Annotated in this window: 14 protein-coding genes; 4 read left to right on the forward strand and 10 right to left on the reverse strand. The window is 58.6% G+C overall.

The genetic code is table 11. From position 1 onward, the window contains the following. Positions 1-122: 122 nt before the first annotated feature. From MHX65_RS08455 to amn, 3 genes are all read right to left on the reverse strand, one after another. Positions 123-1,604: a SulP family inorganic anion transporter gene (locus MHX65_RS08455; RefSeq protein ID WP_239269679.1), complete on the reverse strand. Its 1,482-nt coding sequence runs from the start codon at positions 1,602-1,604 to the stop codon at positions 123-125. Positions 1,605-1,625: 21 nt separating this feature from the next. After that, positions 1,626-2,138, reverse strand: a complete 513-nt coding sequence (locus MHX65_RS08460) for a phosphoribosyltransferase (protein ID WP_005276176.1) — start codon at positions 2,136-2,138, stop codon at positions 1,626-1,628. Positions 2,139-2,210: 72 nt separating this feature from the next. Beyond that, positions 2,211-3,614: an AMP nucleosidase gene (gene amn, locus MHX65_RS08465; RefSeq protein WP_239269680.1), complete on the reverse strand. Its 1,404-nt coding sequence runs from the start codon at positions 3,612-3,614 to the stop codon at positions 2,211-2,213. A 438-nt stretch (positions 3,615-4,052) separates the two neighbouring features. On the opposite strand from amn, the gene MHX65_RS08470 reads away from it, so the two are divergent. Then, positions 4,053-5,066, forward strand: coding sequence for an esterase/lipase family protein (locus tag MHX65_RS08470; RefSeq protein ID WP_239269681.1), 1,014 nt, complete (start codon positions 4,053-4,055; stop codon positions 5,064-5,066). Here the strand turns inward: MHX65_RS08470 and MHX65_RS08475 are convergent, their stop codons facing one another. From MHX65_RS08475 to bioB, 3 genes are all read right to left on the reverse strand, one after another. Continuing rightward, complete coding sequence (locus MHX65_RS08475) at positions 5,067-5,990, reverse strand: Sir2 family NAD-dependent protein deacetylase (RefSeq protein ID WP_239269682.1); 924 nt, start codon at positions 5,988-5,990, stop codon at positions 5,067-5,069. A gap of 183 nt (positions 5,991-6,173) precedes the next feature. Beyond that, complete coding sequence (gene bsaP, locus MHX65_RS08480) at positions 6,174-6,437, reverse strand: biotin synthase auxiliary protein BsaP (RefSeq protein WP_023024778.1); 264 nt, start codon at positions 6,435-6,437, stop codon at positions 6,174-6,176. Next, positions 6,437-7,417, reverse strand: coding sequence for a biotin synthase BioB (bioB, locus tag MHX65_RS08485; RefSeq protein ID WP_005276160.1), 981 nt, complete (start codon positions 7,415-7,417; stop codon positions 6,437-6,439). Before bioB ends, bsaP begins: the two co-directional genes overlap by 1 nt. A gap of 77 nt (positions 7,418-7,494) precedes the next feature. Here bioB and MHX65_RS08490 point away from each other — a divergent pair, with 77 nt between their 5' ends. Beyond that, on the forward strand, positions 7,495-8,802 hold the full coding sequence (locus tag MHX65_RS08490) for a M20/M25/M40 family metallo-hydrolase (protein WP_239269683.1): 1,308 nt from the start codon (positions 7,495-7,497) through the stop codon (positions 8,800-8,802). A 16-nt stretch (positions 8,803-8,818) separates the two neighbouring features. On the opposite strand, the gene MHX65_RS08495 is transcribed toward MHX65_RS08490, so the two are convergent. From MHX65_RS08495 to MHX65_RS08505, 3 genes are read right to left on the reverse strand one after another with little or no spacing between them, the layout of a single operon-like run. After that, entirely contained in the window at positions 8,819-9,124 is a 306-nt protein-coding gene (locus MHX65_RS08495; RefSeq protein ID WP_239269684.1) for a CHY zinc finger protein, read from the reverse strand. Further along, the gene (locus tag MHX65_RS08500; RefSeq protein ID WP_239269685.1) at positions 9,102-9,932 is read right to left on the reverse strand and encodes a hypothetical protein; all 831 of its coding nucleotides are present in this window, start codon (positions 9,930-9,932) and stop codon (positions 9,102-9,104) included. Before MHX65_RS08500 ends, MHX65_RS08495 begins: the two co-directional genes overlap by 23 nt. Further along, a complete protein-coding gene (locus MHX65_RS08505) occupies positions 9,932-10,273 on the reverse strand; it encodes a heme transporter (RefSeq protein ID WP_239269686.1) in 342 nt (113 codons plus the stop codon). The genes MHX65_RS08500 and MHX65_RS08505 overlap by 1 nt, the downstream gene beginning before the upstream one ends. 229 nt (positions 10,274-10,502) lie before the next feature. Here MHX65_RS08505 and MHX65_RS08510 point away from each other — a divergent pair, with 229 nt between their 5' ends. Continuing rightward, on the forward strand, positions 10,503-11,636 hold the full coding sequence (locus MHX65_RS08510; RefSeq protein WP_239269687.1) for an HNH endonuclease signature motif containing protein: 1,134 nt from the start codon (positions 10,503-10,505) through the stop codon (positions 11,634-11,636). 28 nt (positions 11,637-11,664) lie between these two features. Then, positions 11,665-12,246, forward strand: a complete 582-nt coding sequence (locus tag MHX65_RS08515; RefSeq protein ID WP_239269688.1) for an LURP-one-related/scramblase family protein — start codon at positions 11,665-11,667, stop codon at positions 12,244-12,246. A 289-nt stretch (positions 12,247-12,535) separates the two neighbouring features. Here MHX65_RS08515 and MHX65_RS08520 read toward each other — a convergent pair. Next, a protein-coding gene (locus tag MHX65_RS08520) for an IS3 family transposase (RefSeq protein WP_239269689.1) occupies positions 12,536-13,770 on the reverse strand; the annotation gives its coding sequence in 2 pieces (ribosomal slippage) (positions 12,536-13,482 and positions 13,482-13,770; 1,236 coding nt in all). Between the last annotated feature and the right edge of the window lie 112 nt (positions 13,771-13,882).

Genomic DNA, 13,882 nt, shown 5'->3' on the forward strand with positions numbered 1-13,882 from the left:
AAGTTAATATCGCCTAATAGTTCGAGGTCATCGCCCTAAACGGCCAACCTCGCCGCGCTAGCCCACTCCATCCGACCCCCTACAGCCAGTACGCCCCCGCATATCAGATTTGCAATGTGATATTAATCACCCAGTTGCCCACTCAGGCGTTCTAGGCGCTGCGCGCTCGCCCCATCGAGGCCCCGAAACTCCACCTCAATGCCGCGATCCGCGTACTTTTTCTGCACCGCATCCAGCGTCGCCACCGTCGAGGCATCCCAGACCTCGGCATCGGAAAGGTCCACCACCACGAAGTCCGTATCGAGCGTGTAATCGAAGGCGTAGACCAAATCATTCGAGGAGGCGAAGAAGAGCTGGCCATGCACCACGTAGGTATATCGATCTACCAACTCAACCTCCACGAGGTGTGCCACCCGGCGGGCAAAGCCAACCGATGCCGCCACCACGCCTAATACCACACCCACCGCGAGGTTATGCGTAGCCAGCGTGCCCGCGACCGTCAGCAGCATGACGAGGATTTCAGAAAGCGGCATCAACTTCAGCGTGCGCGGGCGGATGGAATGCCAATTCACCGTCGTCGCCGCCACGAGGATCATCACCGCGACCAGCGCGGCCATCGGAATGCGGCCTACGGCCTCGCCAAAAAGCAGGCACAGCACGAGGAGGAAGGCGCCGGCGAGGAACGTCGACAAGCGCGTGCGCGCCTGGGATACCTTGACGCCGATCATCGTCTGGCCAATCATCGCGCACACGCCCATACCGCCAATGGCTGCGGCCAATATATTGCCAATGCCCTGGCCAAAGGACTCGCGGGTCTTATCGGAATGGGTATCCGTGATGTCATCGACAAGCTTTGCCGTTAGCAGCGATTCCATCAGGCCCACCAGCGCCATCCCAAAGGCGTAGGGCGCAATTACCTGCAGGGTCTCCAGGTTCCACGGAATATCCGGAATGAAAAGGCCCGGCAGCGTCGTGGGCAGCTCGCCCTGGTCCGCCACATCCGGCACCTTCCACCCCGCCGCGACGGCGATGAGGCTTACCACCACGATGGTCACTAGCGGCGCCGGAATTACCTGGGTAAACCGCGGCAAAACGATCATGATGGCTAGGCCTATAGCCACCAGCACGTAGACCATCCAGGGGACATCGATAAGGTGCGGCAGCTGCGCGGTAAACATCATAATTCCCAGCGCATTGACGAATCCGGTCATCACCGAACGCGGGATAAAGCGCATGAGCTTGGCGATGCCCACCCACGCCAACAGCACCTGGATGATACCGGCCGCAAGCACCGCCGCCACCACGTAATCATGCCCATATTCGTGTGCGAGCGGGGCCACCACCAGGGCTACCGCGCCCGCCGCCGCGGAAATCATGGCGGGCCGCCCGCCGGTAAAGGCGATGGCCATCGCCATAATCACCGAAGAATACAGCCCCACCCGCGGGTCGAGGCCGGCGAGAATGGAAAAGCTTAAAACTTCCGGGATCAAAGCAAGCGCCACCGCCAGTCCGCCAAGGACCTCCTTGCGCAAACGCGCAGGTGAGGAAAATGCAAAGCGGAAACTGGCGATGACGCCGGTGGGTGCAGGCTGCTCGTTAATCACGCCTGCACATATTAGTAGCTACTACGAGCCTTCCTGAAAGGAGCCATCCGCCGTGATCACCGGCAGCACCGACCAGGCAAAGTTGATCCACTTATCCGTCTTCTTCCACGAATAATCCGGCTCAAAGATGGTCTTCGGCTTGGTATAGACCACAGCGGAACGCACCTCATCGGCGGTTTCTTCCAAAAAGTTCACCACTAGATCCAGGGTCTTGCCGGAATCGGCCACGTCATCAACGACGAGCACCTTCTTACCCTTAAGGGAATCCGTATCCAACTGCGGGGACAAGATGATCGGCTCATCCAAGGTCTGGCCAATATCGGTGTAGAACTCCACGTTGATAGCGCCCATGGCCTTGACCCCGATGGCATAACCAATGGCACCGGCTGGGATCAGTCCGCCGCGGGCAACACCCACGATCAAGTCAGGAAACCAACCGGATTCCACGATTTGCTCCGAAAGATTCCGGCTCGCTTCGCCGAAGACTTCCCAGGTGAGGTTCTCCCGATCCGGGTGGATCCAATTCTCAGTCACGATTGCGCGGCTCCTTTTGCGTCATGGGCTTTCTTTGTAGTTTAACTAGCGATACCTACCAAGGGAAAGCAGCTACCGGAAAGGAACCTCTCCCAACGTGCGCCGCAGCTTGCGCGTGCGCAGGCGCTCCGGGTTTTCTGCCAACTGTTCCACCGCGCGCACCGCGCACATGACGTGGGCTTCCTTGGAGTTGGAATAAAACGCCTGGGCCTGCGCCGGCAGCTTCGGCACGGCGTGCAGTGGCAGATCCGATACGGATAGCAGCGTGCCATAGGGCACGCGGTAGCGGTACCCATTTGCCGCCAAGGCGCACGATTCCATGTCCACCGCCACCGCGGTAGAAGTGCGCAACCACTCCCACAGATCCCGGCTGGTGCGCCACTCCCAATCGCGGTCATCGGTCGATAGCACCGTGCCGGTGCGCATGAGCGAATTATCGCTGCCGTAGACCTCATCCACGGCCGCCTCCAGCATGCGCTGAACCTCTGGAATAGCCGGAATTGGCGTGGAAGAAACCACCTGCCGGTCCAAAATGTGGTCGTGGCGCTCGTAGGCATTGCCCAAGATCAGGTCACCGATGCGCATGCGCCCATCCATGCCGGCGCAGTGACCAATCATGATCCAGGCCTCCGGCCGCAGCACGGCCAAGCAGTCTGTAATGGTCTTCGCATTCGAAGGCCCCACCCCGATATTGATCATCGTGATTCCATCGCCACCTGCGGTAATGAGATCGAACCGGGGCATCTGAAAGCGCGAGGTCAGCGTCAGCCCATCCAGGTCGAGGTCCACCGCATCATTGGGGTGAATGGTCTCCCCATTGGGCAATACGAGCGCCGTATATCGCGAATCTTCCTTGGTCAGCTCGCGCAGGCCAAATTTCACGAATTCCGTGGTGTGCATCGCGTAATTGGTAAACAGGATGTATTTCTGCACCGTATCGACCTCGATGCCGGTGTAGTGCTCAATGCGCGCACAGGCAATATCGAAACGCTGCGCCCCGAAGTGAAAGAGCGGCTTTTCCCCGCCGTGAAAGGCGTCCCACTCGCCATCAATAATCGCATCGTTGACCTCATCCAAGGTCGGGCGCGGGATGGGACCGCGCTCCTGCGGCGCCGCCGGGGCATCCTTGATGTATTCCGGCGGGATGCGCTCATCCGATTGGCCGACGAAGATATCGCACGGATAGTTATTAGTCAGCCGCGTCAGCTGCTCGTGCAAGTACTCCCGGATGATGTGCGGCTTGGAGACGACCGCAGAATACTTGCCAGCCTCGTCCACATAGCCAAAGGGCTCGGAGCGGTCAATCGGCTGCCATTTACGAATCTCCACTGTCACCTTGGGATAGACCACGTGGCGATAATCATCGAGGGTGCCGGAGGCAAGGGCCTCGCGCCCCAACACACACGAGGTTTCATAATGTTCAATTAAGCGAGTCACCGCTTCATCTACGGAGTGGACATGCTGCAGATCGGTCATACCGGCGAGTTTAGCGGGGACCGAGCAGCACGGCAGCGGAGTCTTTTCTACCCTGAATCCTAAACGCCCACTTGGTATCGTTAGCTCTATGCCTGCCACTAATATTGGGGTGGAGCTTTTTGCCGCCACCCGTGAATTTCCCGTTGATCTTCCCATTCCCCCGCATGAGGATGAAGCACCCGCCGCCTGCTTCGACGACTAACCCTCCCGAGGCATAAACGAAGGCCCGCCGACTGCGCATCGGCGGGCCCTCTCCCCATGACTAATCTCTGGCACTTAGCGGCAAGGAGTGGAGCGCCCTACGCCGTAAGCACCGCCCGTGATTAGGCAAGCCTAAGTTTACAAAGATTGTGGCGTGAGGTCAAGGGCTTGCCCATAAATTTCTTCAACTTTTCCAAAGAGGCCATTTACCTGCATTAACGCGTATGATTGGAAGGCATGGCTGTCGAATCTCTTGCAGAGTTGAAAAGCATTATTTCTGAACAACTCCTCAAGTTCGGGCGCGTGAACGAGGAAGATACACCCGAAGAAAAAGATTCGCCTCGCCTTGGCATCGCCTCCCCGGCCGCGGCCAGTGCTTTGCAGGATGACGTTGCCGATGAGATCGTTGACCGCCTCAAGGCCGAAAAGGATAAGTCCAGTCCCGGCGATTCCGCCCTCGACGCCGATGCCGCTAGGACGCTCCCTCTCGGCGCACGCACGAAGCCGCGCGGCGTTTTCGAAGACGATTGGGGCGCCCGCCCGAGCGACGAGCGCCCCTGGCCGGTCATCCTGGTCCACGGCACCTGCGATACCAAGGGCGTCTGGCAGATTATGGGCAATATCTTGCGCCAAGACGGTTGGGCGGTCTTTGCCCCTGACTACGGTCACCGCGCCACGCAGACCATCCCGGAATCATCCCAGCAGCTTGGCGCGTATATCGATACCGTGCTCGCCGTCACCGGGGCAGAAAAGGTCATCTTAGTAGGCCACTCCCAGGGCGGACTGCTCGCGCGGTACTGGATGCGCATGGACGGCGGCGCCGAAAAGGTCATCCACCTCATGAGCATCAGCGCGCCTAATCATGGGACGACCCACGGGGGCATCGCCAGTCGCCTCATTCGCACCCAACGCCAAGAGGCGGTGATCCGCTCCATTATCGATGGCTGGTTTGGCCCCGCCGGCATGGACCAGGTGGTAGGCAGCGAGGTGCTTCGCGATGTCAACCGCGACGGCGACCTCGAATCCGGCGTGAGCTACACCTGCATCGCCACGCGTTCCGATGCCGTCGTCGTCCCGCCCGAGACCTGCTTCCTCGACCCCGAGGGCGCGCCCGAAGGTGCGGTGCGCAATATCTATATCCAAGATTTTGACCGCCACGCCGTGGTCATGCACGAAGATATGCCCATGGATAAGCGCGTGCACGCCATCGTGCGCACGCTGCTCAGGATGGTCGAGCACACGCCGCGATAATTAAATCTCCAGCTCATCGAGCAGGGCATCAAAGGCCGGGCCCACCTGCGTGCGCCACAGCGTATCCACCTTCTTGTCCCCGCGGCCAGGCCCACCGTTAATAACGGCCACGCGCTTGCCCTGCTTCTTTGCCTCAAGCACAAAGCGATATCCACTCATCACCGCCAGCGAAGAACCGGCCACCAGCAGCGAATTAGCCTCGTTCAAGAGCGCAAAGGCCGCATCCCGCCGCGTGGCTGGCACGGGCTCGCCAAAATACACCACGTCAGGCTTGAGCAACTCCGATCCGCAACGCTCGCAGCCAGCCATTCGAAACGCCGCGACGTCTTTCTCATCCAGCGTCACGTCACCATCCGGGTTAACTTGGTCCCTTTCCACCACTAGGCGCTCCAGGTAGCCCGGGTTCGCGGCAGCCAATCGCGCATCGAAGTGCCCGCGATCCTCATAGTGACCACACAACAGGAAGACCACGGTTTCCATATCGCCGTGCAGCGTGACCAGCCTGTCCGTACCCGCCCGTTTATGCAGACCATCCACGTTCTGGGTCACCACACCATTGACCAGCCCGGCGCGCTCCAACTCCACGAGCGCATAATGCGTGCGATTGGGTGCCGCGGAATCCATCACGCGCCAGCCCACGAAACTGCGCGCCCAATACCTATGGCTAGCGGCCGGGTCGTGGCGAAATTCCTGATACGTCATCGGCCGGTGCCTGCTCAGCGAGCCCCGCGGTCCGCGATAATCCGGCACCCCCGATTCCGTCGATACCCCCGCCCCGGTCAGTACCATCACCGGCCCTTCTCGCAGCTGCTTGGCGATGTCCCCCAAAGCCTGCCCCGCCTCCGTATGCGGAGCTGTCTCCTCCACGACGCGCGCAATCGATCGCAGCGCAGACTGATGTGCGTGGGCTACGGCGGGATCCATACCCACCAATCTAATCAAGCGATTGCGAGTTTTTACCAAATTTCGCAAGTAGGACGTACCAAATCTCTAAAGTAGAGCGCACAAAATTTCGCAAGTAGATTTACCTATCCCCAGCTCACGGGTATTTTTTAATAGGAAAAGGAGCCGCCTGCCTTGCGGCAGCGGCTCCTTATCTTGGTAGTGCTAGCTCTCTGGTAGCTGCTCTACGTATAACCACTCAGAATCTAGCTCCCCGTGGCGCGAGCACTTGGTATGCCAGCCATCGGGGCGCACCTGGGCCACCATGCGGCGGCCGCAGATCTGGCAGTAGCGCGGCACGTCGAGGCCGGCAGCTGCAGCAGGGTGCAGCGTGAAGACCTCTTCGATCGGCTTGCCGGTATTGGGGTGGAAAATTGGCTCGTCCCCGGCCAGGACGGCGGTTGCCAACTCAGAGTTCGGCTCGGACACTACAGAGCCTTGATCGGGAGATCGATGCGGCCCAGCATGTCCACATCCTTTTCGATTTCCTGACCCAGGGTGGTCAAGTAATTGCCGGCAATGATGGCGTTGATGCCGCCGAGCAGACCGCGCTCGGTGCCGTCATCGCCAAGCGAAAGCTCGCGGCCGCCAGCGAAGCGGAGGGTGGTGGAGGGCATCGCCAAGCGGAATGCAGCAACGGCGCGCAGGCCCTCACCCAGCGGAACCAGCGGGCGATCAGCGAATGGGGTGCCCGGGCGAGGGTCGAGGAAGTTCATCGGAACCTCGCACGGATCGATCTCTGCCAGCTGGGCTGCGAACTCGGCGCGCTGCTCCAGGGACTCGCCCATGCCGATGATGCCGCCACAGCAGACTTCCATGCCTACCTCGCGCACGTAGTCCAGGGTCTTCTTGCGCTCTTCCCAGGTGTGGGTGGTGACCACGTTGGGGAAGTAGGAGCGGGAGGTCTCCAGGTTGTGGTTGTAGCGCTGTGCGCCCATGTCCTTCAGGCGCTGTGCCTGCTCGCGGGTCAGGGTGCCCAGGGAACAGGAAATCTCGATGTCAACGGCATCATTAATGGCGGCGATGGCCTCGCCCACCTGGTCCAGCAGGCGGTCATCCGGGGACTTCACCGCAGCGACGATGCAGAACTCGGTAGCGCCGGTCTTGGCGGTCTTCTGCGCCGCCTCCACCAGCTCAGGGATGTTCAGGCGCACTGCGCGCACTGGGGACTCGAAGAGGCCGGACTGGGAGCAGAAGTGGCAATCTTCTGGGCAACCACCAGTCTTGATGGAGATAATGCCTTCCACCGATACGTCCGGGCCGCACCACTTCAGGCGGGTCTGGTGGGCGATATCAGCAATTTCTTCCAGCTGGGAATCTGGAACCTGCAGTACTTGTAGTAGTTCTTCCTGGTTAAGGCCTTTGCCTTGCTCCAGAGCTTTCTCACGGGCGATGTCGATGATGCTCATGCAGTGAACCATACTTGAACGCCGTTCAACTTTGGCCAAAATCACAAAATTTTTTTCGCGGGATTACCCTAAGGGGCATGACGCTTTACAATGACACCCTCGAACTCCTCCAAGAACTCATCCGCAATGCTTGCGTGAACGACCTCACCCCGGATTCCGGCTTTGAGGTGCGCAATGCCGATACGCTAGAGAACTTTTTTGCCGGCGAAGACGTCTCCATCGAGCGCTTTGAATCCCACCCGGGCCGCGTCTCCATCGTGGTGACCGTCCCCGGCGATCCCGCCAAGGAACCACTCACTCTTATGGGGCATACCGATGTCGTGCCCGTCGACGAACCCAAGTGGACCAAGCCGCCCTTCGAGGCACTCATTGAAGACGGCAAGCTATACGGCCGCGGTTCCGTAGATATGCTCTTTATTACCGCCACCATGGCCGCCGTCACCCGCGAGGTAGCGCGCGCCGGCAACCCCGGCGGAACGCTTGCCTTCGTGGGCATGGCCGATGAAGAGGCCCGCGGTGGCCTGGGCGTGCGGTGGATGGCAGAAAACCACCCCGATGCCTTCTCCTGGAAGAACTGCCTCTCCGAGACCGGCGGTAGCCACCTGCCCGGCGCGGTGGGCTTCAACGTGGGAGAAAAGGGCGCTGGCCAGCGCCGCCTCCACGTCACTGGCGATGCCGGACACGGCTCGACGCCCTACGGCAAGGACTTTGCCATCGTAAAGATTGGCGAGGTCGCCCGCCGCATCGCCGAGGCCGAGCCACCCACAGCCTCCAACGAGATCTGGGAGGGCTTCGTCCGCACCTTCAAGTTCGATCCTGAGACCGAAAAAGAGCTTATCGATGGCACCGGTGACTACACCAAGTTCGGCAACCTCGATGCCTACGCCCACGCCTTTAGCCACACCACCATCGCCGAGACCGTCCTGCGTGCCGGCGGGGCCATCAATGTGCTGCCTTCCCACGCCTACCTTGAGATGGATATCCGCCCCTTCCCTGGGCAAACCCAGGAAGACTTGGACGATTTCCTCCGCAGCGCACTGGGCGATCTTGCCGATGAGGTAGAAATCGAACACCTCATTACCGAAAACGCCACCCAGTCCTCCACCGATACCGAGCTCTGGCGCACCATTGAGGCCACCGCCAAAGAGTTCTTCCCCAATAAAGACGTCGTCCCCGTCCACGCCACCGGTGGTTCCGACCTCCGCTTCGCCCGCCGCAAGGGCGGCAATGCCTATGGCTTTGCGATGCACGCCGAGGGCCGCGATATGGCCAGCGCCAACTCGCAATTACACAGCCACGATGAGCACCTCTACCTCGAGGACCTAGATCTCACCGTGCGCGCCTACCACAGCTTGGTCAACCGCTTTTTGGGTCTGAACCAGTAGCACTCTCCCCTCGCTTTTACGCGGTGACCTGAAAATAGATCCCGGCATGCGCACTGCAGCCGGGATTAAACATATGCCCACACTTCGGGCATGCCTCGACAGAGGAATACAGCCGGTAATCCATCTCGAGGCCACAGGAACCGCAGAGGGCAGCGGGGGCATCGACAAGCATGGGCCCAAACTCATGATCCGTCAGCTCCGCATGGCACAGCGCGCACGCGAAGTACTCGCCGCAGGTCGCGCACTTATTGGCCACCACGTCGAGCGGGGAATGCCAATGCTTGCACCGGCCCTCCGCATCAATCGCGCCGCGAATCTTCATGGTTCTGCCACTCCTTCTTCTTCGCCTCCGACTTCTTTGCATTGCGCACCGCCATCACCCCAAAGGCAATGGCAATAACTATAGGCATCCACACCCTGCTGTAATCCATAAGGAAAACCACCCATTCCGGAGGTACAAAGTGCACCGCAAACTGCGGCGCGGGCAAGGTAATCTGCGGTGGCTCCGGCAGGTTCGGCAAATTTGGCAGCGGAAGGTAAATCTCTGGGAAATCTACATCTGGCAGCTCCCAATCCGGCAGCAAGCGCGAGAGGATGCGGCTAATAATAGGAGCCAAAACAATCATCGCGATGGCCCACCCGGACTTCCCCAGCCCACCGAGCAGTGGATACAGCACGCGCTTGAAGGGGCTTTCTTCCATTGCCCGGCGCCGCTTTTCACCCAAGGAGCCCGGCGGCGGATCAAAGGCCACGGCCTCCTCCCCATCGCGGTAGTAGACATCCTGTATCTCCCCGAAGGGCGTGGCTTGGATATCTACATAAGGCTTAGTCAGCGGCGCACTATTCTCACTGAATGAGAGATCGTTTTCCAGATTCTTCTGCAATGAATAACGGCCGCCACGCGGCTTGTCGTGCCGGCTGCGAACCTCGCCATTGACCACGATCTGCATGCGGGGTGCAGGATTCTTGCGCCAGAGCTGGATGCGGTGGATAAAGGGGGCATCGCCAAGCACCGGCGTAAATTCCTTCGGCTCCTTGGGCCATTCGCCCTGCTCAGCGAACTCGGCATCGTAGCCGCGCTCAACCTCGAGCAGGCCAGCCTCAGGGTGGTCCAACCGCCAGATTTCCATCAGCGCTTCCTCAACTTGGCGCCCAATTTGCTAGCACCCAACGCCAAAAGGACCACTACCGGCAGGTAAATCCATGTCCCCTCGTTGAAGTACATCTCCATGGCCGCGAAATAGGCGATGCCCGCAACCCAGAAGATGGTCCATGAGTAGCGGAATGTGGCGGCATCGATAAGAGCAATAAGCACGGTAAGCCCACCCATGATGCCGAGCAGCGTCGTTCCGGAAACCGCCTGGTAAATCGCCGGCGGGAGCACCAGGAAGTTAGCGATCATCGCCAAAGGCGCCCACCACTGCCACCACGCGCGGCCGGGTTCTTCCTGCGTTTCCTGCTCCTGGCTCATACCCTCCTCAAGCTAGCACATAATTTTGTTTTTTGAGCCGGTTATCCTGACGGAAGAATATGCATTCCTACCTGCGAAAACGCGTTAAAACAGGCGAATGTCCGGCGGGTGTTCTATAGTGTTTTTCGTACACACGTTCACAACACAAATTTAGGTTTTAAGCGCCATGGAAGATCCATACTTTTCCACGACCAACACCAAAGACCCCACTACACGCTTAGCTTTTGAGATGCGAAAATCTGAATACGAGTTCTGGACTGAACAGATCCCCGATCTCGATTCTGATTTCGAATTAGTCACCCAATCCCTTTACCGCACCACCGGAGTTAATCAGGGGCGAATCGGCCATATTCTGATGGCCCTGTATCGCCTAGAAGAGCTCCCGCAGCTGAAAGAGCTGCAGCACCAGCTTTACCACTTAGATTTAGACCGCCTCATTGCCATCAATAAATCCCTTAACCGCCTGGGCAACCCGGCCCCGGAGGTAGTCGCGCGCATCGATGAGCAGCTCACCGCCTACCTCACCCCCACCCGCGCCAACCAGGCCATGCGGACGCAAGCGCAGATTAAAAGGAAGATCAACGAGCTCATCAACCTCGAAGATGACACCCTTGCGGTCAAGAAGGGGCCGACCCAGCCGCGCTACACCATGGAGAATTGGGGAAACAATACCGCAGCAATGACGCTGAGCGCGGATCCCTCGGTGATGGCGTGCGTAGATAAGTGCATCAAGGAGACTGCGCTCAAGCTGGATTGCTCGCTTGCCGATGCCGCCATTTCCCTCCTCACCGGCAATACCGAAGCACCCCAGGTCATCCTGAATGCCTACAAGGCAACCGATGTCCCCAACTCCCCCGCATTCATTGAATCCGTTGGGTGGCTCGACCCGGCGCGCTCCAACGCCCTGCCCTACTCCAAGATCCGGGAACTGAACCCGGATAAAGAGGTAAAGGGATATGTCACCCCGCCGGATATGGCAGCCTACCTCGAAGGATTCGACGGCACCTGCCGCTACCCTGGCTGCAACCGCCCTGCCACGGTGTGCCAGAAGGATCACCGCATCAACCACGCGGATGGCGGGCCGACGACTCCCGCAAACCTTGCGTGCCTGTGCCAACACCACCACAACATAAAGACCGATGGCCGGGCCTTTTACGTCATGGATCCGCACACCCGGGACATTATTTGGTTCTTCGAGGACGGCACCTGGACCGTCACCGAGCCCTCCGGCCCGCTGGCGGAAAAGAATAAGAATTGGGTGCAGACTTTTGCACAAACCATGACCGCCCACCGCGCACGGGCCTACGAAGAGGCCCACGAAGCACAGGAAAAAGAAAAAACCATCCCAAGGAAGGAGGATTAAAAACGCCCACTGCCATACATTGGTTGGCATGATGCAAAAATTATTCACGCTCGACGAGCTGATCATTTCCCAGACCAAGTCCCTCCTCAAGGATCGATTCATGATTTCTGATGTCAACGGGACCCCAGTGGGCACCATCGTGCAATCCACCAGCCTTAAGGAGATGGTGTTTAAACCCTCCCGTAGCTTGGAGGTCGCACTCACGGATGCCGAAGGCAACCCCCAACAAACAGTCATGACGATCTCGGATCCGCCGAATTTTTTGCGGGATACCTACGAGGTACACCTACCGGGAATTGAACAGCCCATGGCCGTTATCACCAAGCGCTTCTCCATGTTCAAAACCAAGATGGAATTAACAATGGGGGGCTTTGCCGACGTCGAAGTGCACGGCGATTTCTGGGATTGGAACCTCACCATCACCTCCCAGGATCGCCAGCTTGCCGATGTCTCCAATAAATGGACCGGCATGGGCAACTACTTCATGGGTAAAAACACGTATCTCCTGCGGATCGCGCCAGGCCTCAACGAGCAACAGCACGCCGCCATCATCGGCGCCGTAATGAGCATGGACATGCTGCGCACGAAGAAAAAGAAAAACAGCAACTAGGTGCGCGCATGGAAATCATTGCAAACGGTGTTTCAGGACTGGCCCTACTGTAAGCACCGAGGTTCCAATTCCGGATACGGCAAGTGCCGCTGCCGGGCCGATGGCACTTACGATAGGCGCCCCGATAATGTATCCGATAAGCATCGCAGAGCTATTTATCGATCCCATCGTAGAAAGGGCTTTGGGCTTCACCCCATCAGGTACGGTTCCCACCACGATGATTCGCAGTGCGGCCACCTGAATGGCATTGCATACTCCGCCAAGGAATGAAGTGCCCCGAGTTTTGTTCCTAGGCATTTGCCTTGATTTCTATTATTGCCTGTGGCGGGTTCTGCTTCCAAAACTCGGTTTCCACCTCGGCTGGGGTTCGGTATCCCAAGCTTTGGTGGAGCCTTACCTCGTTCCACCATGACACCCACTCAAACGTCGCAATTTCTACCTCGATAACATCATTCCACCTGCGAGTATGGATCAGCTCGTTTTTGTAGGAACCATTAACGTTTTCCGCCAGAGCATTGTCATAGGAGTCGCCAACAGTTCCGGTGGAAGCGGCAATCCCGTGCTGGGCAAGACGCTCGTTGTAGACAACGCTGACATACTGCGAGCCGTGATCCGAATGATGAATGAGACCTGTTGTTTCCTCAGCAGACGCGATCGCCTGGTTGAGAGCTTGCAGCGGCAACGCTTCGGTGCGCATGGAATCTGATAACGCCCACCCAACGATCCGTCGGGAGTAAACATCGGTGACAAACGCGGCATACACAAAGCCTTTCTTCGTGCGCACGTAGGTAATATCAGCCACCCACAGCTTGTTCGGGCCTTCGGCTTTGAATTCTCGCTCCACCAAGTCCGGGCGCAAATCCGGCCTTTGAGGTGTGCGAGTGGTCATAGGCGAGCGGCCTTTGCCTTTGCCTGATACACCGGCTAGACGCATCAGCCGCGCGGTTTGTTCACGACCGATATCGATTCCGTCACGATGAAGAGCATGCCACATTTTCCGCACACCGTAGATGCCGTAATTATCCCGATGGATAGCACTAATGCGTTCAACCAGCACAGCATCACGAAGGCCGCGAGCACTTACCCCACGGGCCTTGGACTGACGATACCCACGCGAGGTGATGAACCCACCAGCGCGGTTTTTCTTCAACGTCTTACAGATGAACTCGACAGAGAAACGATTCCGGTATTCATCGATGAACCGGATCATTTCCGACGTTTTGGGTCGAGTTCCGACGCGAAAAAAGCTGAGGCAGCCTTCAGCAGCTCATTAGTGTCGCGTAGCTGGTGATTTTCACGGCGCAGCCTCGCGTTTTCGGCGGCCAAATCTTCACACACAGGTTCTGGGATGTTTCCCGAACGGCGGGCCTGCTGGGTCCATTGACGAGCCGTGTGCCATGAAACCCCCAACTTTGGAGCTACTGCCTGGCACGCGGGGTGCATCGACATATTTTCCGCCACGATGCGATCTTCCACGAGACGGACCACACGATCCTTTGCATCCTGGTCAAATTTTCTCGGCACGTTCCAGATTTTCCCATCTACTCAAACGGAACAAAACCTGGGACACTTCACACCAACGCCGTGTCCACTACTCGGGGGACACCCCCGCCCACCTCGGCACTCAACCCTGCTG

It is taken from the genome of Corynebacterium sp. ACRPS (genome assembly GCF_022346005.1).
GTDB lineage: Bacteria > Actinomycetota > Actinomycetes > Mycobacteriales > Mycobacteriaceae > Corynebacterium.

Coding starts and splice junctions, on each gene's coding strand:
- amn (WP_239269680.1), bottom strand. CDS start 3,614: ATGACCGATCTGCAGCATGTCCACTCCGTAGATGAAGCGGTGACTCGC.
- MHX65_RS08470 (WP_239269681.1), top strand. CDS start 4,053: ATGGCTGTCGAATCTCTTGCAGAGTTGAAAAGCATTATTTCTGAACAA.
- MHX65_RS08475 (WP_239269682.1), bottom strand. CDS start 5,990: ATGGATCCCGCCGTAGCCCACGCACATCAGTCTGCGCTGCGATCGATT.
- bioB (WP_005276160.1), bottom strand. CDS start 7,417: ATGAGCATCATCGACATCGCCCGTGAGAAAGCTCTGGAGCAAGGCAAA.
- MHX65_RS08490 (WP_239269683.1), top strand. CDS start 7,495: ATGACGCTTTACAATGACACCCTCGAACTCCTCCAAGAACTCATCCGC.
- MHX65_RS08495 (WP_239269684.1), bottom strand. CDS start 9,124: ATGAAGATTCGCGGCGCGATTGATGCGGAGGGCCGGTGCAAGCATTGG.
- MHX65_RS08500 (WP_239269685.1), bottom strand. CDS start 9,932: ATGGAAATCTGGCGGTTGGACCACCCTGAGGCTGGCCTGCTCGAGGTT.
- MHX65_RS08505 (WP_239269686.1), bottom strand. CDS start 10,273: ATGAGCCAGGAGCAGGAAACGCAGGAAGAACCCGGCCGCGCGTGGTGG.
- MHX65_RS08510 (WP_239269687.1), top strand. CDS start 10,503: ATGCGAAAATCTGAATACGAGTTCTGGACTGAACAGATCCCCGATCTC.
- MHX65_RS08515 (WP_239269688.1), top strand. CDS start 11,665: ATGATGCAAAAATTATTCACGCTCGACGAGCTGATCATTTCCCAGACC.